Source organism: Hyalangium versicolor (genome assembly GCF_020103695.1).
GTDB classification, from domain to species: Bacteria; Myxococcota; Myxococcia; order Myxococcales; family Myxococcaceae; genus Hyalangium; species Hyalangium versicolor.
Genome location: NZ_JAHXBF010000046.1, coordinates 39,150 through 63,865, shown reverse-complemented (window position 1 = coordinate 63,865; position 24,716 = coordinate 39,150). Strand labels below are relative to the sequence as shown.

General features: G+C 68.4%; 12 protein-coding genes. 6 read left to right on the top strand and 6 right to left on the bottom strand.

The window, feature by feature from the left end; genetic code table 11:
- The first annotated feature begins 9 nt into the window (after positions 1-9).
- The 4 genes from KY501_RS49935 to KY501_RS49920 all read left to right on the top strand — a co-directional run bounded on the left by KY501_RS49935 (position 10) and on the right by KY501_RS49920 (position 6,447).
- Entirely contained in the window at positions 10-1,920 is a 1,911-nt protein-coding gene (locus KY501_RS49935; RefSeq protein WP_224372622.1) for an AAA domain-containing protein, read from the top strand.
- Positions 1,921-2,117: 197 nt separating this feature from the next.
- Positions 2,118-2,291, top strand: a complete 174-nt coding sequence (locus tag KY501_RS49930; RefSeq protein ID WP_224372621.1) for a hypothetical protein — start codon at positions 2,118-2,120, stop codon at positions 2,289-2,291.
- Between the two features lie 64 nt (positions 2,292-2,355).
- Complete coding sequence (locus KY501_RS49925) at positions 2,356-3,204, top strand: alpha/beta fold hydrolase (RefSeq protein WP_224372620.1); 849 nt, start codon at positions 2,356-2,358, stop codon at positions 3,202-3,204.
- A 237-nt stretch (positions 3,205-3,441) separates the two neighbouring features.
- Positions 3,442-6,447, top strand: coding sequence for a choice-of-anchor D domain-containing protein (locus KY501_RS49920; protein ID WP_224372619.1), 3,006 nt, complete (start codon positions 3,442-3,444; stop codon positions 6,445-6,447).
- Between the two features lie 22 nt (positions 6,448-6,469).
- On the opposite strand, the gene KY501_RS49915 is transcribed toward KY501_RS49920, so the two are convergent.
- The 4 genes from KY501_RS49915 to KY501_RS49900 form a co-directional block, all read right to left on the bottom strand.
- Positions 6,470-9,142 carry a pentapeptide repeat-containing protein gene (locus KY501_RS49915; RefSeq protein ID WP_224372618.1) on the bottom strand — a complete coding sequence of 891 codons (2,673 nt, stop codon included), beginning with the start codon at positions 9,140-9,142 and terminating at the stop codon, positions 6,470-6,472.
- Positions 9,143-9,234: 92 nt separating this feature from the next.
- On the bottom strand, positions 9,235-12,027 hold the full coding sequence (locus KY501_RS49910) for an FG-GAP-like repeat-containing protein (RefSeq protein ID WP_224372617.1): 2,793 nt from the start codon (positions 12,025-12,027) through the stop codon (positions 9,235-9,237).
- 1,120 nt (positions 12,028-13,147) lie between these two features.
- Positions 13,148-16,357: a CHAT domain-containing tetratricopeptide repeat protein gene (locus KY501_RS49905; protein WP_224372616.1), complete on the bottom strand. Its 3,210-nt coding sequence runs from the start codon at positions 16,355-16,357 to the stop codon at positions 13,148-13,150.
- Between the two features lie 16 nt (positions 16,358-16,373).
- Positions 16,374-20,345 (bottom strand): bifunctional serine/threonine-protein kinase/formylglycine-generating enzyme family protein, encoded by a 3,972-nt coding sequence (locus KY501_RS49900; protein WP_224372615.1) that lies wholly within the window; start codon positions 20,343-20,345, stop codon positions 16,374-16,376.
- Positions 20,346-20,435: 90 nt separating this feature from the next.
- Here KY501_RS49900 and KY501_RS49895 point away from each other — a divergent pair, with 90 nt between their 5' ends.
- Entirely contained in the window at positions 20,436-21,371 is a 936-nt protein-coding gene (locus tag KY501_RS49895; protein ID WP_224372614.1) for a sigma-70 family RNA polymerase sigma factor, read from the top strand.
- A 13-nt stretch (positions 21,372-21,384) separates the two neighbouring features.
- Here KY501_RS49895 and KY501_RS49890 read toward each other — a convergent pair whose 3' ends face one another.
- Positions 21,385-22,452: an ADYC domain-containing protein gene (locus KY501_RS49890; RefSeq protein WP_224372613.1), complete on the bottom strand. Its 1,068-nt coding sequence runs from the start codon at positions 22,450-22,452 to the stop codon at positions 21,385-21,387.
- Between the two features lie 226 nt (positions 22,453-22,678).
- Here KY501_RS49890 and KY501_RS49885 point away from each other — a divergent pair, with 226 nt between their 5' ends.
- Positions 22,679-23,869 carry a serine/threonine protein kinase gene (locus KY501_RS49885; protein WP_224372612.1) on the top strand — a complete coding sequence of 397 codons (1,191 nt, stop codon included), beginning with the start codon at positions 22,679-22,681 and terminating at the stop codon, positions 23,867-23,869.
- A 16-nt stretch (positions 23,870-23,885) separates the two neighbouring features.
- On the opposite strand, the gene KY501_RS49880 is transcribed toward KY501_RS49885, so the two are convergent.
- Positions 23,886-24,710, bottom strand: a complete 825-nt coding sequence (locus KY501_RS49880; RefSeq protein ID WP_224372611.1) for a phosphate/phosphite/phosphonate ABC transporter substrate-binding protein — start codon at positions 24,708-24,710, stop codon at positions 23,886-23,888.
- Positions 24,711-24,716 lie beyond the last annotated feature (6 nt).

Below are 24,716 nucleotides of genomic sequence, written 5' to 3'. Positions count from 1 at the left end.
CCCTCCCCCATGCCTCGTGACGTCTCCTTCTTCGACCAGTTCGGCCGGCTCCTCGCCATGGAGCGCGATGCCGAGCGCGCCCGCTCCGCCGCGCTCGCCCAGAGCATGACCCTGCGCGAGCGCGCCGAGCACGGCCTCTCCGTCCTCGACCTCGAGAGCATCGAGGAGGAAGTCGGCCTCGGCGGTCGCATCCTCCTCACCCTCGCCCGCGCCGACCGCGCCCCGTTCCCCTCTCCCCTCAACAATGGCGACCTCGTCGCCGTCATGCCCCGCCGCGCCGAAGTCAAAGAGCCCGCTCGCGCCCTTGTCTCTCGCGCCACCCGCACCCGAATCCAGCTCGCCTTCGATCGCTCCCCCCCTCCCTTCGTCCATGAAGGACTGCTCCGCCTCGACGTCGTCCCCAACGACGTCACCTATGAGCGCGTGCGCGCCGGCCTCGAACGCGTCAAGGCCCTCGACAAGGGCGCCGAGCGCCGCAAGCGCGAAGTCCTCCTGGGCAACGAGCCCCCACGCTTCGACAAGCCCAAGGAACTCGAACCCTCCCGTCCCCTCAATCCCGAGCAAGCCGATGCCGTGGCCCGAGCCCTCGCCGCCGAGGACTTCTTCCTCGTCCACGGCCCCCCAGGCACCGGCAAGAGCACCGTGCTCGCCGAAGTGGCCGCCCAGGCCGTGGCTCGCGGCGAGCGCCTGCTGTGCACCGCCGCCAGCAACGCCGCCGTGGATCACCTGCTGGAGCTCTGCCTCAACCAGGGCCTGCGCGCCATCCGCGTGGGCCACCCCGCTCGCGTCGCCGCCCGTCTCCAGGAGCACACCCTGGACATCGTCGTCGAGGAACACCCCGACCGCATCCTCTCGCGCGAGCTCTTCGACGAGGCCTTCGATCTCTTCGGCTATGCCCGCCGCCAGCGCACCCAGGGCCGCAGCCGCCAGCGCTTCTCCAACGCCCGCGCCTCCTCCACCGAGGCCAAGAGCCTCATGGACGAGGCCCGCGCCCTGGAACGCAAGGCCGTGCGCGCCGTGCTCGAGCGCGCCCAGGTCGTCTGCGTCACCCTGGCCAGCCTTCAGTCCGGCCTGCTCGCCCCCGAGTCCTTCGATCTCGCCCTCATCGACGAGGCCACCCAGGCCACCGAGCCCCTCACCCTGCTCGGCTTCCTGCGCGCCCCCAAGGTCATCCTCGCCGGAGACCCCAAGCAGCTCCCTCCCACCGTCCTCTCACAGGAAGCCTCCAAGGCCGGCCTCGGCACCAGCCTCTTCGAGCGCCTCCTCCAGGACCACGGCGAGGGCGTCAAGCGCATGCTCCGCGAGCAGTACCGCATGAACTCCCGCATCATGTCCTTCCCCTCCCGAGAGATGTACGGCGGCGAGCTGCGCGCCCACGCCAGCGTGGCGGACCGCACCCTCGCGGACGTGCTCTCTCCCGGCACGGAGGTGGATGCCCCTCCCGTCCTCTTCCTCGACACCGCCGGCAAGGGCTTCGAGGAGCAGGTGGAGGAGAGCACCCAGAGCCTCTTCAACACCGGCGAGGCGGACCTCATCGTCTCGCGGGTGAAGGCCCTGCTCGCCGCAGGACTCTCTCCGCGAGAGCTCGCCGTCATCACCCCCTACAGCGCCCAGGCCTTCCAGCTCCGCGAGCGCGTGGAGGCCCTCTCCCCGGACGTCGAAGTCGACACCGTGGACGCCTTCCAGGGCCGAGAGAAGGACGCCATCCTCGTCAGCCTCACCCGCTCCAACTCCGAGGGCCAGCTCGGCTTCCTCACGGACCTGCGCCGCATGAACGTGGCCCTCACCCGCGCACGGCGGCACCTCTTCGTGGTGGGAGACTCCGCCACCCTCAGCGGCCATGCCTTCTACGCGCGCTTCATCGAAGGCACCCAGGCCGACACCGGCTACCACTCCGCCTGGGAGTGGCCCGAGCCCTGACACGGGTACGTTCCGCGCGCACCCGATTCCATGTGTTGCACATGACACACAGCATGCGCGCAAAACGTCACACACCCCACGGCCCACTGCCCTTCCAGGTCACCTCCTCCCAGCTCCCACCTCCCTGATTCCAGGCGCTTGGCTCGGAAAGCAGCCCGGCACGGCGGATGCTTCACCCCCAACCCAGGAGGTGTCACATGGCCTACGCGATGCCCGTGGTGACGAAGGAAGACAACGTCTGGGTGATCCGAATCCAGAAGTCCAACGGCAAGACGCAGGAGTATCGTTGCTCCACCGAGAATCAGGCCCGGCAGCTCGCGCTGATCCTCGCCCGGCCCGAGGCGGAGACTCCGGCACCGCGGCACCTGTAGGCATGACTCGGGGCGGTTCTCTCCGCCCGCCGAACAGGATAAGCCGGGGTCCCAGGAGACCCGTGTGCCGCCAACTTTCGAGTCCTTCACCATCCTCTCCCAGGCTGTCGCCGTCCACGTCCGAGAGCGCAACCCGAAGGGCGCTCCCACCGTCCTCTTCCTCCACGGTTGGTTGGACCACTCTCACGCCTTCGATTGGGTGCTCGAGCACCTCCCGGACGCCTGGCGCCTGCTGCTGATCGACTTCCGAGGCATGGGGCGCAGCGAGCACATCCCCCTGGGAGCCCACTACTCCTTCCCGGACTACCTGCTCGACGTGGACGCCACCCTGGACGATCTCAAGATCCCCGCGGTCCACATCGTCGGCCACTCCCTGGGCGGCATCGTCGGCTCGGCCTACGCGGCGGCACGTCCCGACCGGGTGAAGAGCCTCTCCCTGATCGAGAGCCTGGGCCCCTCTGGAGGCGACGCCTCGAACACGGCGGAGCGCCTGCGCGGCTTCCTGGATGACGTGCAGCGCCCGGCCCGCCGCAAGAGCTACCCCACCGTGGAGGCCGCCGCGGCGCGGCTGCGAGAGACCAATCCCTCGCTCACCGAGGCCGCCTCGCTCCACCTGGCGCGCTACGGCACCGAGTCCGCCGAGGGCAGCTACCGCTTCCGGTTCGATCCACGACACCGCCGCCGCTTCGGCCAGGGCTGGGACGAGGCCCAGTGGCTCGCCGTCTCCTCCGCCATCACCTGCCCGGTGCAGGTGATCCATGGCAGCCAGGGCCTGCACCTGGATGACGCCCGCGCCCGCGCCCGCCTGGCCGCCCTGCGCTCACCGAAGATCCTCACGCTGTCCGGCGGCCACCACGTCCATATGGAGCAGCCCGAGGCCGTGGCTCGCGCGCTCGACTACTTCATCCGCTGAACGCCTGCCTGCCCTGGAGGTAGGGAAAAACCCCAGCTCAGCATCCCTCGGGTAGGGAAAAGCCTTTCCACCCTGAAGGACAACGCCTTTCCCTCCCCGGTCACAGTTCGTCACTGATCCTCGCAACCCGCTGATCTTCCGAGGGCCTTCGAGCGATCAGGCGTTGGTACGCCCATTGAAATGAGCGGGGGCACGGAAGCGCACGCAATGCGGGCCGAGACAACGGCGGGAGCGACGATGAGGCAGGGGTGGGGCTGGGGACGGGTCCTCGGGCTGGCGGTAACGGCGGCCATGATGGCGGCGTGCCATGAGCCGGGGAACACTCGCTCGGTACAGGCGGCCGCGGTGGTCGACAGGGAGCAGCTCGACTTTGGCGAGGTGCCCGTCGGCGAGTGGCGGGAACAGAAGGTGCTGATCCGCAACGTCGGCTATGTGCCTTTCTCCGCGCTGGAGGCGCTGGCGCTGCAGGGCAACGCCGCGTACCAGGTGGAGCTGGTGGAGGGCGGCCGGGTGCTGCCGGGCGAGTCCAAGGAAGTGCTGGTGCGCTTCCACCCGCTGCACGAGGGGCCCACCGAAGAGCAATTGCGCGTGGCCACCGACGCCAATACCGGCCGGGAGAGCACCGTCACGGTGCGAGGCCAGGGCGCACCGACGCCCATTCGAATCGATCCTCCCGTGCTGGACTTCGAGACGCTCGAGGTGGACAGCGACCGCACGCTGACGCTCACGGTGACCAACCCGGTGGATCTGCCGCTCACGGTGCAGGTGGCCGGAGACGGCGCGGATCCGTTCTCCACGGACACCGTGACCATCCCGCCGCTGAGCACGCAGCAGCTCCAGGCGAAGTACCTGCCGCGAGCGCTGGGGCAGATGGGAGCGCTGGTGGAGGCGCGGGCCTGCGAGGGTTGCACGCCGACGACGGCGAAGCTGGTGGGCAACTCAGTGGCGAGCGCCTTCGTCTTCGAGCCGACGCCGGTGCCCTTCGCACCCATCCCCGTGCACGAGAGCACCGAGAGCCGCGCGCGGGTGCGCAACATCACCTGGCGGCCGGTGACGATCTCCGAGCTGACCACGACGGATCCATCCTTCTCCGCGCTCACCGTCCTGAATGGCCAGACGGTGGGCCCCAACGAGGCGGTGGAGTTGAAGATGCGGTTCGCGGCGCGGACCTCGGGCCCGAACACGGCGGATCTGAAGATGCAGTACGAGTCGGACAAGCCGCGTGAGACCCAGGTGGGGCTGGACGCGCGGGGCGGTCAGCCCACGCTCGCGGTGGCTCCGGCGGCGCTGGACTTCGGCGAGCTGCCCGTGGGCGGCAAGGTGGGCAAGGTCATTCGCATCTCCAACGGCGGCACCAACGGGAACCTCATCTTCCTGGGCGTGCGCGGGGATGGCTCTTCGGGGAACTTCAACGTGGACGTGCCCAAGCGCGGTACGCAGACCTACCCGTGGAAGGGCGGGACGTGGCCGGCGCTGGAGGCGGACTCGCTGGCCATCGCGCCGGGCAATGACGCCCTGGAGCTGACGGTGTACTTCGAGCCGCAGCAGGAGGGGAACCTCCAGGCCACGCTCACGCTGGCCTCGAGCGATCCCTTCACCCCGGAGCGCACCGTCGTCCTCACCGGCCGGGCGCGTGCCAGCGGTCCGTGCGTGTTCGAGCTGCGGCCCCAGCCGGCGCTCGACTTCGGCAACGTGGCGCCGGGCCGTGGCGCGGTGCTGGGCGTGTACATGCGCAACCCGGGCCGGGCCGAGTGCGCGGTGAAGAACATCCACATCTCCAATGACGCGGGCGGGGCCTTCTTCATGCCCGGCGGCCCGCTCACGGGCGGCGTGCTGCCGTACGACACGGCCTTCAGCACGCAGGTGGCCTTCCGGCCTCCGGTGGCGGGCTCCTACGGGGGCGAGCTGCAGCTCACGGTGAACGACCCAGCCCACCCCACGGTGACGCTGCCGCTGAAGGGCGTGTCCCAGGCCTCGTGCCTGGTGGCCGCGCCGGGCTTCGTGGACTTCGGGCCCATCCGCTACGACTGCGAGACGAAGCCCCGCCGCACGCTCATCTCGAACCAGTGCCCCTATCCCATCACCGTGGACGGGGCGCAGATCGGCGCCGGCACGAGCAACCAGTTCCAGCTCATCACGCCGCTGACGGCTCCGCGCACGCTGGCGCCGGCCGAGGGCTTCGAGCTGGAGGTGACGTACGCACGCAACGTGCTGGGCCAGCACTACAGTCCGCTCTTCGTCCACGCGACCAACGAGCCGGACTGGCTGGTGGTGCCGCTGCTGGCGGAGACGAACCACGAGGGTGTCCAGTTGGACAAGTTCGTCCAGGGCACGGACAGCCAGCTCGACGTACTCTTCGTGGTGTCCAACACCACCACCATGGAGACCTTCCAGCAGCGGCTGCAGGCGGCCATCCCCGGGTGGCTGGATCGCGCCCGGCAGGAGGGCGTGGAGCTGCGAGTGGCGGTCACCACCACGGGCCTCGTGCCGCGCGGGACGGCGTGCGGTGGGCCGGCGCAGGGCGGAGAAGGTGGGCGCATCGTCCCGGTGGACGGCAGCAGCCAGCGCGTGGTGAGCAGCCTGGCGGCCGAGGCGGCCACGGCGCTCCAGGCGAACGTGAGCGTCGGGCTGTGCCACAACCTGGTGCAGGGCCTGGAGACCACGCGGCAGGCGCTGTCCTCGCCGCTGGTGGACAGCCAGGACGACCCGCGCACCGCGCTGCCCAATGACGGCAACCTGGGCTTCGTGAGGTCCACGGCGCGCCTGGCCGTGGTGGCGGTGGCCGACGAGGACGACCACTCGGGCTTCGAGCCAGACAGCTACATCCAGTTCCTCCAGGCCATCAAGGGCCCGGGCATGTCGCACCGCACGCAGTTCTACGCGCTGGTGCCCACCGGCAACAGCTGCAGCACGGCGCAGACCTCGGCACCGCGCTTCTCCGCGGTGGCCCAGGCCACGGGCGGCGCGGTGGGCTCGGTATGCGAGGGCGACTACCAGCCTTTCCTGGCGAAGCTCATCGGCCGCGCGGGGGATCCGCAGGCGGACTTCCCCCTCACCTCCAAGCCGTCGGGCACGGCCGAGATGTCGGTCCGGGTCCAGGGACAGACGGTGGATCCGTCCCTCTGGACGTACGACGCCTCGCGCAATGCCCTGGTGTTCAAGTCCGCCGCGGTGCCGAAGACGGGCGAGAACATCCAGATCCGCTACCGCAGCATCTGCCAGGCTCCTCCCGCGACTCCATAAGGAGCCTGGAGCGGCGCGGACGTCACCCCGGTGGCCGGACTCCGTCGGGCCACCGGGTCTTCGCGTTGTGCTTCATGTTGTCGGGCAGCTTCTTCGGCAACAAGGCCCCGCGCAGGTCAGCGCCAGAGAAGTCGGCGTAAATGAGTTTGGCGTCGCGGAAATCCGCCTCCCGCAAGTCCGCTCCGTCGAAGCGGGCACTCGACAATTCGACACCACCGAAGCGGGCCTTGCTCAGATTCGCTCCGGTGAAGACGGTCCGAAAGCACTTGCCCTTGCTGAAGTCCACGCCGCTCAGGTTGGCGTTGCGGAAGATGGTGTCGAAGAGATCCACTCCCGCGAAGTTCGCGCCCGCCAACTTCGCCCCGGTGAAGTCCAGCACCGCCAGCTTGTACTTACGCAGATCCAGCCCCTCCAGCTCGATGCCCTGGAGCGGCGTGGGGAAGTCCTCGCCACGAGCCTCCACGTACCGCTCACGCCAGGCGTTCCACCTCTTGGCGCCGTCCTTCACCTCGCTGCGCAGCAGGGCGCGCGCCTCCGCCGCCGTCGGCAGCAGGAGCTTCATCAGCGCCTTCTCCGTGAAAGGCTTGTACTTCGCCCCCTTGGCCTTCAGGTCGGACTCAACCTTGGCGGAAGGCTTCTCGCCAAGCACCAGGTGGGTGACCTTCGCGTCCGGCTTGGTGGCCACCTCGCCGCCCAGTTCCTTCACGGTCAGCTCCCGAAAGTCCGCGCTGGTTTCCTTGAAACGGCCGACGAAGAGGAAGCGCGTCCCCGCCAGGCGCTTCTCGAACAGGGCTTCCGCCTTCGCAGCCGCTGGCTGAGCCCCTGCTCCCTCCGAGCCCTCCACTCCGAGCAGGAAGGGCGCCTCGGTCTCCGGCTTCACGTCAGCCAGGGTCTTCACGACCACGTTGCCATCCGGCCCCACATACGCCACGTCACTTCCGAGTACGGCCAGCGGCAGTTCCTTCCCCTTCTCACTCTCGGGCCAGACATCCTCCGCCTCCTGGGGCTTGAGCCAGCGCGGCTTCGCCGGGTTGCTCACGTCCGCGAGGAGCAACTGTCCCGAGGAGTCCGGCACCGCGATGAGCGCCGCGCCCACGAAGGCCACCTGCCCCAGCCGCACTCCCGGGCGCTTCAACTGCGCCACCAGCTTGCCGCTGCGGGGATCGGCCAACACGACCGAGCACTGCGCATCGTTGTTGTTGTCGGTCCCATCCACGCTGACGGCGATCCAACCCCGCTCGGAGACAGCGAGCCCGCGTACGTGCATGTCTCCCTCCTCGCTCTCGAACGCGAGCGGGATGTCGCGGATCAGCTCCGGCTCCTCTCCAAGCCGCCAGATATGGAGGTTCGTGTCCGCGGTCACCAGCCACGCGTCCTTCGGGCCAAAGGCGCACGCCCGCGCTGAATTGTCGTGCAGAAGCGCCGCGATGCGCGAACTCCGCTTCAGATCCCACACCTCGACGTTTTCCTGGGCCGGCGCCGCGAGCAGCGCGCCTCCCCGAGAGAGCGCCAGAGGGCCCGAAGCGTACGTGGAGAGGGCAAAGGCCGAGGCCGCGTCGGGATCGAGCTTCTCCCCGACGAAGATGTTCTCGTAGTCCAGCCGCACCAGCAGCCCCGACTCGAGTGCCTTTACGTCGGTCGGAGGGAACCCCGAGAGAATCTCCGTTATCTCGCCCGTCTTGCGATCCCAGGAGACGTAGGTCCTCCCCGATGCAGCCAGCACTGCCTGGGGGGTGAGCGCGAGGCCTTCGAGCCGCGTAGGCGCCGCATTCCGCACAACGGGCTTTCCGTCCTCCGCCGACCAGACACTCAGGGCGCCCGCGGTGGATCCGGTGGCAATCCAGCGGCCATCCGGAGACAGCGCCGTCACCGCGCCCTGCGCATGCCGCCAGGGGACCTCGATCACCCACCCTTCTTCGCCATCCGGAACGCGCCAGGAGCGCAACCGGCGCTCGTTGCCCAGCGAGTACGCACTCTTTCCGTCCGGCGAGAAGCCAACCCACCGGCAGCCCGCATCGCCCCCCTCTGGGAACTCGTGATGGCCGAGGATGGGCGAGAGGGGCTTGAGGCCCTCCACCTGCAGCAGCTCGATTTTTCCCGCACCATGGCCGACGAGGAGCTGCTCTCCGTTGGAAGAGAACGCGAGGGTCAGAGTCTTGGTGCCCTTGCGCTTCGCCTGTTCCTTGCCGCTGCGAGCATCGTACAGGCGGACCATCCCCTTCGAGGAGCCGGTCGCCAGCAACCCACCCTCCGCGCTGAAGGCGATGCCGTAGATGTCCCCTTCCTTCTCCTTCAAGGTATGGACGACAGTGCCCTTCTTCGCCTCCCGGATCTGGGCAGTCTCATCCTCCACGGTGGCAAGCAACGCGCCGTCCAGGCTCACTGCGGCCAGGTGAAGCGCCTGCTCGCCCTTCACCGTCCAGACCGTCTTCCCGCTCGTGGAGACCCGCTGCACCTTCCCCCACGTCGAAACGATGAGATCTCCTCCTGGCAGGACACGAATATCCCTCCAGGTACCTTTGATCTCCTGCTGGCTGGCGACAGCGCCGTCCTCCATGTTGAAGGACACACACCGGGAGGAACCCTCTCCCGGCATGAGTGCCACCAGGGTCTTTGAGTCCGAGGAGAAGCCGATCCCCAAGAACGTGCCGGGAGCGTTGAATCGGGACGAGCCATAGACGTGACGGGGGGTCATGGCGGCGCCATCTAACGCAAACGATCCAGCGGTTCGAGGGACAAGGCGGCTGGGGAAAACCACAACCTCCAGCCACCTCCCTCACGAGAACGTCACTTCACGGTGAACACCAGATCGTCGGTGTCGCTGTACGTCCCAGCGCCGCAGGGCGCGCTGCCCTGGGTGCGGAAGCGCGCACGGACAGCCTGGAGGGTCCCCGTGGGCAGCACGTACGTCGTCGACAGCGTCTGGGCTCCCGGGGCGCTCGGCTTCAACGTGGTGAGGAACTGCCAGTCCGGAGCACCCGCGTCCGCCGCGGTGTAGAGATCCAACCTGTCCCCGGCCGGCTGCGTCCAGGCCCAGACGGTCGCGTCGATGCGCACCGTCTTGCCAGCAGCGAAGGGCGTGCCATCCACGGACACCACGCGGATGCGATCGTTCGACTCGTCCACATGGAAGGTGCCAGCATTCCCGTCCTCGCACGAGCCGTACAAGGTGTTGGACGCGTTCGGCTCCGGCCCCAGCAAGCCACGGCCGAGGAGCAGCAGGCCCGAGTCACAGCTCACATCCGCCGTGCCACACCGGGGCGTCTGGAGGACAGGGTCATAGGAGGCCATGCCTCCACCGGGACCCACGTCGAAGATCATGAACCCGTTCGTCCCCACGTTGACGGTGATCTCCGGGCGCTGGTCTCCATCGAGGTCCGCGACCAGGAGGCTGTCCTGCGCACCCACATTGGTTCCGAGCACCTCGCTGCTCCACGCCTCGGCGCGGCTGGAGCCGTTGACGATGCGCAGCCGCTCCCCGTTGGCAAAGACATAGTCCTTCACCCCATCCGAGGTGAGGTCCACCACCCCCAGGCCGTTGATCGAGCCGGTCGTCGAATAGAGCGTCTGGCTCACGGTGCCGGTCGTGGCGTTGATGACCTGGATGGCTCCGGAGCTGGTGCCAATGAGAATCTCCGATCGCCCATCTCCATTCATGTCCACCGTCTCGAGCGCGGAGACGCCGAGCGTTCCCGTCGTGAGCTGCACGGTCCGGGTCGCCGCATCAATGATGAACAGGCTGGACTGGGCTGCGATGATCTCCAGAGCAGGATCCTCATCCACATTGGCCACGCGCAGCAGCGACAGCGACGAGACTCCCGGAGTGGGAGTGCTCCACTTCAGCGCGCCCGTCGCGGCGTTGTAGACGTAGATCCCCACCGTGCCGCCCGTCTGGTTGGCCACGGAGGTCACCACCTCCAGGACACCGTCCCCATCCACATCCGCCAACTGCATCCCGCGGAAGCTCACGTCATCGAGCTTGATGCGCCACTGCTCAGCATGGGTCAGCCCGTCGTAGCAGAGGAGCACCGCGTCGTACGTGATGCTGCTGGTGACGAAGATCTCCTGCTGGGGGTCGGCATCCACGTTGGCGGTGCGGATGCGCCACAGCCCCGTCCAGTCGAGGCCGGTGGGCTCACCGCTCTGGTACTCCAGCGCGTGGGTGGCTCCGTCATGGATGAAGAAGAGGCCATCGCCATAGCTGCTGTCGGACGTGTAGCTGCCGGACAGCAACTCGACCTGCCCATCCCCGTCCACATCCGACGCGGTGAGCGCGTAGAAGGGACCGCTGATGTCCAGGCTCTGCCAATCACGCACGTGTGTCACCGCGTCCGCCACGTAGAGCCGATCCGGGCCCGTGGACGTCGCCCCCGCTCCCCAGAAGATCTCCCTGGCCCCATCCGCATCCGCGTTGCCCACGGCGATCTCCGTCACGCCATGCTCCGGGTTGCTGACCTTCCACTTCTCGGCACCCGTGGCGCCGTTGAGGATGTGGATGCTGCCCCACTGCGCATCGCCATAGACGATCTCCTGGGTGCCATCGCCCTCGACGTCCGCCACGCGCACGGCCGCCAGGTTGAACACCGGCACGGAGTAGGAGAGCTGACGCGTGTCGCCCTGGTAGACGCGCAGGCCCGTGGTCCAGGCATATCCGGCCACGATCTCATCGAGCCCATCCCCGTCGAGGTCTCCGACCCGGACGATGCCGCCGAAGGTGTCCGGGTTGTTCCACTCGACGGCGCGGCTCTGCCCGTCCACCACGGTGCCGGTGTTGACGACGATCTCCAGCGCGGCATCCCCGTCCACCTGCCCCACGGCGAACGACGAGCCCCCCATGTTGGTGCCGCGGAACTCCACAGCTCCGGTGTTCGCGTCCAGGATGAACAGCGTGGAGTTGCTGAAGTAGGTAGCGTCGGAGAAGACCAGCTCGAGGGCTCCATCCGCGTCCACGTCAGCCACCGTCAGCCCAGTCGCGACACTGGACGGCAGGGTGAGCGTCTTCTGCACCGTCAAGGTCGCGCCGTCGTACACCTGGAGCTGATTGCCATTGGCGACGAAGATCTCGAGCGCGGGGTCCGCGTCGAACTGCGCTACGCGCAAGGCCGAGATGGACAGCCCATTGGAGCTCACCCAGCGCTGGACATACTCCTTGCCCTGACTGGACGCGATGTACCAGTACGAGCCGGCACTGATGACCGCCTCGGAGTGCCCGTCAGCATCGACATCCACGACGTAGAGTCCCTTGGAGCCGATGTTGTAGCCAAAGATGGATCGGAACCACTCACGCGTGACCTGCAGCTCTCCAGAGGCCGCTGCGGGAGCAATGGACTCTGCCGAGAGTCCAGCCCGCCGGGAGAACATCTCCGGGGTGGACCCGCGCGTCGGCTCCGGGAGCGGAAGTGCAGGATGAGCGGAGTCATCCATGAGGTACTGCTCTCCGGTGGCACTGAGGATCTCGCGCCCCTGCAGATCATACTGGGCGGGATTCCCCGGCCGAGCCGGAGACTGCAAGGTGGACGCATCTGCCTTGGGAAGAATGCACAGGAACACACCAGCCAGGATGCAAGTCAGGCGCTTCATCGTTGAACGGCTCCTTGCCTTCTGAGTCGAGGGCACATGCGGGCCGAAAATCCCCCCCCGCTGCCGAAGTGAGCCCACGAGCCCGAAAATGATGCAGGGAATCTCGAGGCGCCTTTTCAGGCCGAACGCAGCAGACGAGGCAGGGCGCTGGAGGCGGGGGACCCGAGGCTCCGTCATCCCTGCCGGAGCCTCCCGTGAAACCTCCCCCCGAAGTTCATGTGGGCGCCCCACCGAGGTCCCCCCTCCCCTCGGTCACGCGAGCCACCACCGCCTCCAGCACCCTGCTCTGGTGACACCCCTCTGCCGAAAATCGGCTCAGGAGGGCCGCCCAGAAATCCCCAGAGGATTGAGGCACCGAGCTGAAAAATGATGCATGGAAAGGCTCACGCGCCCGGCGTTCATGCCTTCATCGGGTCCAAGGTCGGACTTGGGTAGCCACTGCCCGACAGTGAGCTCGAGCCTCCGAGCCAGGGGGCGCGAGGCGCTGCGGGTGACAGAGGTATTCAAAGGCCTGGAGTCCCTGGAGAGCGACAGGCGGCGAGGAACGATGCTCACCCAGTGTGGAATCACGCCGAGATTCCCCTGCTCCCCGGTCTGATTGTCTTTGCGCGTCAGCCGAGTGGGAGCGGTGTCGAGGGCGGAAGTTCCCATCAGCTCGGACATCGAGACGGGAGCGAGCGAAGGGGCCACGGTCTCTCCCACGAGCTCGCCGAAGCCGTTGTATCCCCACGCCCACACCGTACCGTCCTGGCGCACAGGCACGGAGTGCTCCCAGCTCTCGACAGCAGCCAGACCACTCAGTCCCGATACCGGGATGGATCGCTCGGCCTCCCGTGCCGGTTCTTGAAGAATGACCGGCTCCGCGCCTGGCACGCGGTCAGTGACACACAGCTCCACGGATAGTGGAGCGGGAGCAACGAACAGCAGCACCGCGGCTGCCTCGCTGAGACGCCTTCGTATCTGTGAGATGTGATTGTTCACGAGGGTGCTCACTTCGCGCGAGCGAGTGGCTCCCTGACACGAAGAAGCGAGGCAGCGTTTCGGGACGGAACCCCCGAAATCCCAAGCGCCGCTGACCTCTCGCGCTGATCAGGAGATCCGCTTTCCGTGGTCCCTGTAACTACTCTCCCGCCTCTTTCCGGGAATCCGCCTTGAGTGCGCGCAGCGGCGCATCCCGCCCCACCACGATGAAGGGCGCCCAGTAATGGGGATGTGGCTGGCTGTGACGCAACGCGCGCATCGCCTCACGCAGCGCGGCGGCTCGGCCCTGCCCCTCGAGCAGGTTGCGGTAGTAGGACTCCATCAGTTGCCGCGTCGTCTCGTCGTTCACCTTCCAGAGGCTCATCACCACCGTCTCCGCTCCCGCCACCACAAAGGCGCGTCTCAGCCCGTACACACCCTGGCCGAGCTTCACGTCCCCTCGTCCCGTGTCGCACGCCGACAGCACCACCAACTGCGTGCCCCACAGGTTCAGCCCTGCAAGCTCCAGCGCTGTCACCATGCTGCTGTCGGGGGCGGACTTCGCGGCGCCGGATGAGGAAGGCGTCAAGGCGCGCGTTCCCGCAAGAACGAGACCTGAGCGCAGCAACGGATCCGGCAGGCGCGCCAAGGGAGGCGCACGCCCCAGCGCACCAAAGTTGCCCAGGGCACGAGCGCCTTCGGGCACAGGCGCGTCTTCGAGAAAGAAGCCGTGCGTGGCCAGGTGCAGCACGCCCGGTGTGGGCAGGTTCAGCAGCCGCTCCTTGGTGGCCTCCGCGCCCAGGAAGAGCTGCGTCTGGGGAATCAGCCGTCGGATGGCCTCGGCCTCCCGGCGCGTGCCGGGCAGCGGCGTCCAGGACCGCTCCGCCAGGTCCGAGCGCACCGAGGAGAAGAAGCTCTCGAGACTCGTGGAGCGCTCGGCCTGTCCAGGCACTCCCTGGGATGAAGCGACAGACATCCGGGGCGGAGGAGTGAAGTCGGGATCCGCCAGGACCACCACCCGCGAGGAGGGAGCCATGTCCTGCGTACGAGGCAGCACGTCCTTGCCAGAGGTGAGATAGGTGATGTCGAAGGCGTCGACGAGGAACTGGCGGCCATCGTGCAGGGCCGCGAACGGAACGAGGCCGAGCTGCCCGTCCGGCGAGAGCAGGAGCCGCTGGGAGTGGTTCAGCAACGGCAGCAGCGGTTGGAAGACCCGCCGGTAGAGTTCCTGGGCCATCGCCTGGAAGGAGGCATCCCGATCGGCCAGGGCACTGCGCAAACGTGAGGCAGCGCCATCGATGGGCGCGGCGGGTCCCAGGTCCAGGGCACGGATGTCTACACCGGGCGCCAGCACCAGCGCCAGATAGCGGAGCTGGCCGGCCCCCTTGGCTGCGGACGCACCAGGCCTCGGCAGAAGAGGACGATCCGAGTAGGCGATGAACTCGACGAGCGCGCTGTCCTTGGGGAGCGACGCGGCGACGCGATCGACGATCTCCCCGGGAGAGGGCAACCCCGCCAGCGCGCGCAGCGGCGCGGACCGTCGGGCGAGCTCCGCCTCGAGGGCATCTCCCTGGCGGGCGAGTGTCTCGAGGTGACGCTGGTACTCGACGGGATTGAGAGGGCCAGGCCCATCCAGGGACTGCTTCGCGAGCCGGGTCCGAAGTCCTCGCAAGCGGTCCAGGGCTTCTCGATCCTGGAAGCCCAGGCTCCGATAGATGATGCGCGAGGTGTCGGCGGTCTCCTCGACGGAGCGGCCCTTGAGCAGGAGCGCGGCGCTGAGTGCCAGGCGCCGGACCCGGGCATCACTTGGATGGGCTCGCAGGAGCGCATAGAGACGCTCCTCATCGGCTCGCAGGTATTGGAGGAAGCTGGCCAGGCGCGACTCCGAGAAGTCGAGTGCCTCCTGGCGCAGGCGCTGCTCGGAGATGGCGAATGCACGCGTGTACAGCGGCAGAGCCTCATCCAGGCGCTGCTGAGCCAGCCGGATCCGCGCCAGGTTGTTGAGCACGTTGGCCACGAGGGGATGCCTGCTGCCCAGGCTCTTCTCGTAGATGGCGAGCGCACGCTCGAAGAGCGCCCCCGCGCGGCCGTAGTTCCCCTGCTCTGCATAGGAGAGGGCCAGGTTGTTGATCGTGCTGGCCACGTCGGGGTGGTCCTTGCCGAGAACCGCCTCCCGGATGGAGAGAGCGCGCTCGAGGAGTGGCCGGGCCCGCTCATACAGCCCCTGGTTCGCATAGAGGATGGCGAGGTTGTTCAGCGTGGAGGCCACATCCGGGTGGTTCTTCCCCAGCACCGCCTCCTGGATGGAGAGCGCCCTCTGGCAGAGCGGCTCAGCCCGAGCGTAGAGCCCCTGCGCCGAGTAGAGGCTGGCGAGGTTTCCCAGGGAGTCCGCGACGAGCGGGTGCCTGGCGCCCAGGGCCTTCTCGCGGATGGCGAGCGCGCGCTCATAGGGCGGTCCCGCACGGCCATGGAAGCCCTGCTCCATGTAGAGGCTGGCGAGGTTGTTGAGCGGATAGCTGATGTCCGGATGGTTCTTGCCGAGCGCTCCCTCCAGGATGGAGAGAGCGCGCTGGTAGAGCGGTTCGGCGCGCTCGTACAACCCCTGCTCTGTGTAGAGGATCGCGAGGTTGTTGAGGGTCTGGGCAAAGGATGGATGGTTCTTGCCGCGCACCGCTTCCTTGATGGAGAGCGCACGCTGGTAGAGCGGCTCGGCTTGCTTGTACAGCCCCTGGGCCTGGTAGAGCCGGGCCAGGTTGTTGAGCAGCGTGGCCACATGGGGGTGCTTCGGGCCGAGGCTCGACTCCCAGATGGAGAGTGCTCGCTCGTAGAACGGTAAGGCCCTCTCATAGAGCCCCTGGTTCGCATAGAGGACCGCGAGGTTGTTCAGCGTGGAGGCCACGTCCGGATGGCGCTTGCCGAGCACCGCCTCGCGGATCGCCAGCGCTCGCTGGTAGAGCGGCTCGGCCCGGGCGTAGAGCCCCTGCGTGGAGTAGAGCCGGCCCAGGTCATCGAGCGAAGTGGCGACATCGGGATGCTCCTTGCCGAGCGTCGCAGCCTGGATGTCCAGTCCACGCTGGAGCAACGGCTCGGCTCCGGCCGTGTCCCCCTGATTCAGGTGCAAGGTTCCCAGCAACTCCAGGCATCGGGCCACCTCCGGGTTCGTGCGCCCGAGCGCAGCTTCTCGCAAGGCCAGCGCACGCTCGCCCAGGGCGATCGCCTCCGCGTACCGGCCCGCTTCCCGGAGCCTCGTCGCCTCTTCGAAGGCCTTCTGGGCTTCCTGCAGCCGCGCATCGGCGCGCCCTGCTCCCGACGCCACACCCCCTGTCCAACACACGAGCGCGATCGCCAGCCACCTCGCGCCCTGCCTCATGAACTCTCCTCCGGTATTACCGGGGAGAGAAGGAGGCGCAGACTCGCACGCCAATCGCGGCGTCTCGCTGCGTCGGATCCCCGGCCGAGATGTTCACGATATACGCAGCCAGGGAGTCGTAGTACCAGGCTCCTCCCCGGTAGACGACGCGCCCAAGCTCCGGTGTCACGGACCTGGCAAGCTCGTAGGCGTTCCCCGACATGTCCACCAACCCGAACGGGCTCACCGAGGCCGGGTGCGAGCCGACCATGTCCGGCCCGAAGTCCGTGGGCTGCCTGTCATACGTCGTGTCGATGTTGGCATCATCCGGCCCGAGCTCGTCGCCATGGGGGTAGCGGCGGCCGTCCGCGCCCCTCGCGGCGTACTCCCACTCGTGCTGGGTACACAGGCGTGCCCCCGGCAGGCGCTTCGTCCGGTCGAGCCAGTAGAAGTACCCGCCCAGGTCCACAGCGGAGATGCCCACCAGGGGGAACTTGCGCCAGTCGGCCGTGCCTCGCTGGGGGCGTGCCGGATACTGGAAGGGCTCTCCCTCTCTCGCCGTGATGACGATGTCCTCCGAGCGGTAGAGCGTGAAGACCCAGCCCGCGCCCCGCTCCCAACGCAGCGTGACCGCGCCGGACGGACCGAAGTGCGGCTGCTCGAGGATGCGCCTCGCGGGCGCGTCCGGAGGCAGATCGTTCAGGTAGTCCAGCCAGTCGCCCATGGTTACCTCCGTCCGCCCGATGAGGTAGCCCTCGCTGAGACAGAACCGGTGGAGCGGCGGGCTGAGCAGGTTGATCCGCATCACCTCCGGCTCCGCGCTCCCCAGCAGGAAGCAGCCTGGGGGGACGTAGACGAAGCCCTCGGGCACCGACGTCGGCATCACGAGGTGGACCCGCTCATGGGCACCATGGGTGAGCAGCACCGGCACGTCCACCGGCGCTCGCCCAGGGTGGGTGAAGTGGAGGAGGTAGGAGCCCTCCGGCAGCAGCACGCGGGCCAGGGGCGTGGGACCCAGGGCGCTGGCCTCCGGAACAGGCTCTCGCCGCAGCGCCCCTTGCGCTGGGGTGTAACGCTCGATCTCGACATGCGCGCCAGGAGGCTCCGTCACCAGTTCGAGCTCGGCGCGAGCCTCGAGCCGCTCGCGCCACATGGCCCCCTCCTTCGAGGTCTCCACCATCTGCTTCAGGCGCAGCATCCGCTCGGCTCGCTCGCTCTGTTGGTGGAACCGCTCGGCGAGCAACACCCGCTCGTAGGTGACCTCCGCGAGCAGCCGGCGCAGGCCCGCGTGGGTGCGATCCCGATCCAGCGCCTTCTCGAGGATCTGGCTCGCATGGACGTAGGCCGTGTCAGCCTGATCGCGCAGGGCGAGCGCCTCCGCCCACTGCCGCCGGGTGGTCTGCCCGAAGGCACGAGGCCCCGCCAGGATCTCCGGATCCACGGAGGGAGAAGGACGGCCATCGAACACCGCCAGCGCCTCCTCCCGCCGCGAACTGGCTCGCTCCGAGAGGGACCGCCCCTCCGAGAGCGCGGCCTGAGCCTCCTCGATCTGGGCGGCGGTGTGGCGCGTCTCCGCGAGGCTCGCCTGCAGGCGGACCCCACCATAGGAGACACCTCCTGCGAGCACGATCCCGAGCACGACGAGCGACCGGCCCCACCGCTCCCGCGCCACGGCACGCCGGGAGGCCTGGAGGAAGGCGCGCTCGCTCGGCCCGAGCGTGGAAGTGTCGAGCAGCCGCGCCTCGTCGAGCTGGCGCTGCCTCCAGAGCGCCTCCTTGGCGCGGAGCATGCGCTCCCACTCCGCGCTCGCTGCCTCGAGCCGCTTGCGCACCGCGCGATGGCCGATGTCGGCGTCAAGCCAGCTCCGCAGCGTGTCCCAGCTCTGGATGAGTGAGTCGTGGGCAACCTCGCAGCGAGGCTGGCCTCCCACGGTGCGGGTGTGCAGCAGCCGGCCCTCCACCAGCGCGCGGAGTGCGGCGCGAGAAGCCTCATTCGAGGCCTCGAGCAGCTCCTCCTCGCCGCGCTCGACGCGCGTGCCCTCCGCTGTCACGAGCCGAATCAAGAGGCGCCGTGCCGCCTCGCGCTCGGCGGGCTTCAGACGCATCAGCACGCCGTCCGCATGCCGTGACAGCGCTCCGGCCACGCCGCCCATCGCTTCAAGCGCGGCCTCGGTGATGAGCTCCTGCGCCGCGCTGCGCCGCTCCCACAGCTCCGCGAGCGCGAACTGCAAGAGGGGCAGGCTCCCCGCGCCGTTCGCCGTGGATGCGACGAGCGTCTGGATGAGCCGGTGGGACTCGAAGACCACACCGCGGCTGCGCGCGGGACCGACGATGGCCTCGCGCTCGCCCTCTGGTGACATGGGACGAAGGATGTAGAGCGCCCGCTCGGCCTCCTCGCCCAGCCCTGGCAGGGCGCAAAGGCGCGTCAGGAAATCACCGCGCACCGCCAGCAGCACACGCACCCCGGCCGCCGGCAGGGCGAGCTCTCCGAGGACACGGGTGAAGTGCGCGGCCTGGGTGGCATCCGAGAGGGTGATCAGCTCTTCCAACTGGTCGACGAAGAGGAGCAGGCTCCGCCCGTCGTTGTGCACATCACGCAGCGCCCTGCCAAGCCACGCCGACGGCCCCTCGAGCTCGGTGACGAGCTCCGCCTCCTTCCGCCCGAGCACCGGCGCGAGCGCGGCAGCCAGGGCCTCCAGCGGACGGGCTCCGGGCCAGAGGGTGATCGTCGTCCGCCCGCGGCCGTCATCCAGGGCGCCCGCGGCCACACGTGGCAGCACCCCAGCACGGCACAGAGAAGACTTGCCGACCCCAGAATCCCCGGCCACCAGGACCAGGGGGCGGTAGCGCAACCGCTCGATCACCGCGCGGATGTCGGCGTCGCGTCCGAAGAAGACATCCCGATGCTCGGCCTCGAAGGGTGCGAGCCCGCGGTACGGATTGCCCGCCACCAATGGAGCAGGCTCGCTCACCCGCTCCAGGTGCTCGAGCACCTCACAGAGGGCCTCGGCCGAGGCGAACCGATCGAGCGGATCGCGCGACAGGCATTGCGCGATGACGGCGGCAAAGTCCGGATCCGCCCCTGGCCCGGGCGCGAGCGGTGGAGAAGGAGCCTCCTCGGGCCGGCCGGTCGTACGGCGGGGCATCTCGCCGGTACACAGCTCGTGGAGGATGAGGCCCAGGGCATAGATATCGCTGCGCGGAGTGGCCGGAGCGCGCCCCAGGAGCTCGGGCGCCATATACGGCAACGTCCCCACCATGAGTTGGGACGCGACCGATGAAGTGTCCTCTCCAGGCTCGAAGCGCTCAGCCAACCCGAAGTCGAGCAGCTTCACCTGCCCTTCCTCGGTGAGCAGCACGTTGGAAGGCTTGAGGTCCCGGTGGAGCACGCCATGGCGATGCGCCGCCGCGAGCCCCCGAGCCAGCCCGACGCCCACCTTCAATACCCGCCGCCACTCCACCGGCAGGGGGAGCTCCGCCAGACTCTCCCCCACCACGTACTCGGAGACGATGAACGGATGGCCATTCACCTCGCCGACACGAAACACATTGACGACATTCGGGTGCTGCAACCGAGCCAACGCACGGGCCTCAGTCTCGAAATACTCGCGAACCCAGGGTTCCGGGTGACTCGCGGCGATGAACTTGATCGCCACGCGTCGATCCAACCGGGTGTCGTGCGCCAGGTAGACCACGCCCATGCCGCCACGCCCGAGCAGACGCTCGATGCGGAACTCGTCGAACGCATCGGGAGGAGTCCAGTCCACCCCATGTGAACCCTGCTCGACGGCAGCGGGGGCGGTCTCCTCCAGCTCCGCCTCGTCCGAGCCCAATCCACCGCGAGTGATGGAAACGATGAGGCTCCGGCAGGCCTCGCACCCGGCGGCATGGCGGTGCACCAGGGCGAGTTCACCGTCCGGCAACCGGCCATCGACGATGTCCAGCAGGACCTCGTCCGTCAGACAATCGGCCGCGGATGCCCCGTCGTCGTTCACCTTCGACAGACTCATGGAGGGAATGACCTCAGGCTAGCGACCGGCCGGGTGCCATTCAATGGCACACATTGCGGGTCTGGCAAAACGCGTGGTACTGCATCGGCAATGGAACAGGTGTCCGGGCTGGCGGCGACGTTTCTCGCGCACGCGAAGGTGCGCTTCGTTCCACAGCCCGATCCCGCCGCGCTCGAGCCCCTGCTGGCCAGCGCCTGGGAGGGCTCCCGCACCCAATGGCCTGGAGTGGAGCTCCCTCCCACGGTGTTCGTCGCGCACCTCGCTGAGCGCCTGTCCGACACGAACCCTCCCGTCTCCGTCGAGTCGCTCCTCGAGCAGGTGTCCACGGAGGAGCTCTACCTGGCGTGCGCGTGTCTGCGGGGTGTCCCCACGGCCATTGCTGCCTTCGAGCGGCAATACCTCGCGAAGCTGCCCAAGCTGCTCAAGAGCCCGGGACAGCCCGCGGCGATGATCGACGACGTGTGCCAGCTGGCGCGCGAGAAGCTCCTGGTCGCCGCTCCTCCGGAGAAACCCAAGCTGGCCGAGTACTCGGGCCGAGGCTCGTTGATGGGCTGGGTGCGAATAACCGCCGTGCGCATCGCCACCCGGCAGCGCATGGCCGAGAAGCCCGCGCCCGACCGGGAGGCGGAGACGATCTTCAAGGCCCTGCCCGCACCGGGGCTCGACGCGGAGCTGGACCTCATCAAGCGGCGCTACCACGCCGACTTCAAGGCAGCCGTGCGCGAGGCCTTCAGCGGGCTGTCGGACGACGAGCGCCATCTGCTCCGCCTCTACTTCGTCGACCAGCTCTCGACCTACGAGCTGGCCACGCTCTACCGCGTCAATCAAGGGACGATCTCCCGCTGGTTGAAGAGTGCTCGGCAAACCGTCTACGAGGAGACCCGACGCCGCCTGCAGTCCCGGCTGGGCCTCACCACCCGCGACTTCAAGAGCTTCCTCGCCGTCCTCGACAGCCAGCTCGAGCTGAGCATCAGCCAGCTCCTGGGAGAGGACGACGCGAGGCCCCGTACCACCGGGCCTCGCTGACCACGGCCACGCCTCACGGCGTCTTGTACGACATGTTGCGCAGCATCGGCTTGCCCGGAGCCGCGCCCGCACGCTGAACCGTGCAGCGGTCCCCCTCGCCCAGCTCGAGCGCCGCGCCGGTGCGGAACCGGTCGGGGCACTCCTGGAGGATGGTCGACATGGCCCGCCCGTCCCGGGTCTTCGCCAGGCAGAGGGCTCCATCCGGCGCCCACGCCGCCTCGAACGCGGCCCGCCGGGGATCCCACTCCGACGAAGTCTCCGTCGTCCGCGTGAGCACTCCGAGCCTGTCGTAGATGTCGATGATGGTGTCCTGGTGCGTGTGGCTGCGCCCGTTGCCGCAGTAGTCCGCGCGGGCCATGCGCGTACACGCCTGGTGCAGGTCGGCCAGCGACTGGCCGTCACGGCTCGCCCAGGGCTTGTAGCCCCAGCGGATGCACTTGGTGATGGCGCCGTTCTCGCACGCAAAGGTGAACTTGCCAGCCGAGGCCTTGTGCGCACCGCTCGCGTCCCAGACGCCTGCTACCGCGAGCGCCCGGGGATCCGGCACGCGGTCCAGGGCAACGCAGGGGTTCTCCCACTCCTGGGCCACCGCGTTCCAGGCCTCGATGCGGTACCACGTCACCTCGGGATCCTCGGTGGAGGGCTCGGCGCCGCAGAGGGCGATCTCCACGGGCTTGCCGTCGCTGTCCGTGCCCTGGAGCACGGTGCCGACGATGCCCTGGGTGGCGGAGGCCTGGGTCACCAGCCGGCTCCCCTCGAGCTTCAGGGCCTTCACCCCGGCGTCCGCCTGTCGCAGGGGCTCGAAGTCGGCGGAGACGAGCACGCTGCGGTTCTCATCGGTCGGCTTCTCGGTGTTCCAGTCCCGCTTGGTGCCCCACAGCATCGTCCCTTGAGGCTTGTTGGTGCGGTAGGAGCCCTGGGACTGGCACCGGCGCGCGTAGCGATCGGCCACCGGAACGGCGGGGGCCACGCTCGCGGCCTTGGAGCGCTCGGACTTCGCGGAAGAGGGGCCGGCGGCATGCGCCAACGCCGGCAACTGGAGACACATCCAGGTCAGCAGGAGCTTCTTCATGGAAGTCATGGTTCTCTCCTTTGGGTTGGCAACGGTGGGCTGGACCCGGCGACCCACGGCGAGAGAGAGCCAGCAACCCGGCGAATGATGCAGCGAATCCACGGCCCGGAGTCCAGGAACCCGCCGTGGACCCCAGCCAGACCCACCTTGCTCCCCCAGGAGTAGCCCCCAGGGCTGTAAAACCCGCGAGACGGACTTCCGATCACCGCCCCCACACGGCTATCGTTCCCGGTACGTGGAGACCTTCGGGCGCTATGAGCTACTGCGCAAGCTCGCGGCAGGCGGGATGGGGCAGGTGTATCTGGCCCGGCAGAAGGGGCCCGTCGGCTTCCAGAAGCTGCTCGTGGTGAAGCGGCTGTTGCCCCACCTGTCCGAGGACGACGAGTTCATCCAGATGTTCCTGGACGAGGCGCGCATCGCCGCGCTCCTCAACCACCCGAACATCGCGCAGATCTACGACCTGGGAGAGGTCGACGGCATCTACTACATCGCCATGGAGTACGTGCATGGCGAGGCCATCGCCGAGGTGAACAAGCGGGCCACCCAGCGCAAGGGAGCCATGCCGCTGGCCCTCAAGTGCCGCGTCATCTCGGATGCGGCCGCGGGGCTCGACGCAGCGCACCATGCGCGCAGCCCCTCGGGGCGCAAGCTGGCGCTGATCCACCGGGACGTGTCTCCGCAGAACGTGCTGGTGGGCTTCAACGGCGCGGTGAAGCTCATCGACTTCGGGGTGGCCAAGGCCATCAACAAGTTCAGCCAGACGACGGCGGGCCAGATCAAGGGCAAGCACGCGTACATGTCTCCGGAGCAGGCCAAGGGCGAGCCGCTGGACCACCGCTCGGACGTGTTCGGCCTGGGCACGGTGTTCTACGAGCTGCTCACCAACACCCGCCTCTTCAAGCGCGAGACGGAGATCGCCACCCTGAAGGCCGTGGTGGGCACCAAGGTGACGCCCCCGTCCGAAGCCGTGCAGGGCATCCCCAAGGCGCTGGACGCGGTGGTGCTCAAAGCGCTGGCGAAGAACCGGGACGAGCGCTTCGCCACCGCGGGCGAGATGCAGCTGGCCATCGAGGACTTCCTCTTCAAGCAGCAGCTTCCGGGCACCACGGCGCACCTGGCCGCCTTCATGCGGGAGATCTACGCCGAGGAGCTGGAGGAGGAGTTCTCCAACGAGCCGACGATCATCGCGTACGATCCGCGGCTGCCGAACCGCAAGGCGCCCCCGCCCCTGTTGGACGAGTCCGCGCCGACGACGCAGATGCCCGCGCACAAGCCACCCTACGCGGATGCGCCGGCCTCCAAGCCCTCCACGGTCAACCCCATCCCCAAGGCGCCCAAGGCAACGCCAGCGCCCAAAACGAGCGCCGAGTCCTCCAACAAGGAGACCTCCAAGAAGACCTCCCGGACCGGCAAGGGCGACAAGTAGCGCCGCCCGTCCGGCCTCAGAGGCTGGCCAGGGCCACCCGGTAGAGGGCGCGGTAGCCCATGCGCGGCGCGGGCTCGAAGCGGTCCGCGCTGAAGACGTTCTTCAGCAGGTCCTTGCCCTCGTCCGACTCGCCCAGCCCCAGCAGCGTCGACTCCAGCGTGCTGGCCAGCTCCGCCGACACGCTCATCGCCACGGGCACCCCATCGTTGGGCGCCTCCTCGGTGTATGCGAGCAGTTCGAACTGATCCGCCGCCTTGGGCCCCAGCACCTTCTCCACGCCCGCGCTGAAGCTCAAGCCCGTGGAGGCCGGCGGGCAGAAGACTCCCGCCACGTCCGCCGCCCCCGAGAGCACCTCCTCCAGCGCCCCTCGGTAGGAGCTCGTGAAGTGCTGAGCGGTGAAGGTCCGCGACGGCTCGATGCCCTGGGACTTCAAGTACGCCACCGGCAACAGGTAGCCGGCCACCGCATCCCGGTCCACCCACGCCGCCGTGGTGCCCTTCAGGCGCTCCAGCGACAGCCGCTTGCCCGCACGGCACACCAGCGCCGCCCGGTAGGACGACATGCCCAGCCGCACGCCCCGCACCAGCACCCTCACCCCCATGGCCTCCGTGCGCGCACACACGAACGGGGGCGCCCACGCCGCGTCCACCTTCCCGGCCAGCAGATCCTTGGCGAGCGCCTCATAGCTGGGCGCCACGCTCACCTCCACCTGCTTGCCGAGCGCGTTCTGCAGGAACGCGAGCAACTTGTCCGCGCGATCCCGGGCGTTCTCGCTGCCGAGCGAAGGCGGCAGCACGAACCGGAAGGCGTTGCGAATCGGAGTCGGAACGTTCACGGACATACGCCC

Coding starts and splice junctions, on each gene's coding strand:
- KY501_RS49935 (WP_224372622.1), top strand. CDS start 10: ATGCCTCGTGACGTCTCCTTCTTCGACCAGTTCGGCCGGCTCCTCGCC.
- KY501_RS49930 (WP_224372621.1), top strand. CDS start 2,118: ATGGCCTACGCGATGCCCGTGGTGACGAAGGAAGACAACGTCTGGGTG.
- KY501_RS49920 (WP_224372619.1), top strand. CDS start 3,442: ATGAGGCAGGGGTGGGGCTGGGGACGGGTCCTCGGGCTGGCGGTAACG.
- KY501_RS49915 (WP_224372618.1), bottom strand. CDS start 9,142: ATGACCCCCCGTCACGTCTATGGCTCGTCCCGATTCAACGCTCCCGGC.
- KY501_RS49910 (WP_224372617.1), bottom strand. CDS start 12,027: ATGAAGCGCCTGACTTGCATCCTGGCTGGTGTGTTCCTGTGCATTCTT.
- KY501_RS49905 (WP_224372616.1), bottom strand. CDS start 16,357: ATGAGGCAGGGCGCGAGGTGGCTGGCGATCGCGCTCGTGTGTTGGACA.
- KY501_RS49900 (WP_224372615.1), bottom strand. CDS start 20,345: ATGAGTCTGTCGAAGGTGAACGACGACGGGGCATCCGCGGCCGATTGT.
- KY501_RS49895 (WP_224372614.1), top strand. CDS start 20,436: ATGGAACAGGTGTCCGGGCTGGCGGCGACGTTTCTCGCGCACGCGAAG.
- KY501_RS49890 (WP_224372613.1), bottom strand. CDS start 22,452: ATGACTTCCATGAAGAAGCTCCTGCTGACCTGGATGTGTCTCCAGTTG.
- KY501_RS49880 (WP_224372611.1), bottom strand. CDS start 24,710: ATGTCCGTGAACGTTCCGACTCCGATTCGCAACGCCTTCCGGTTCGTG.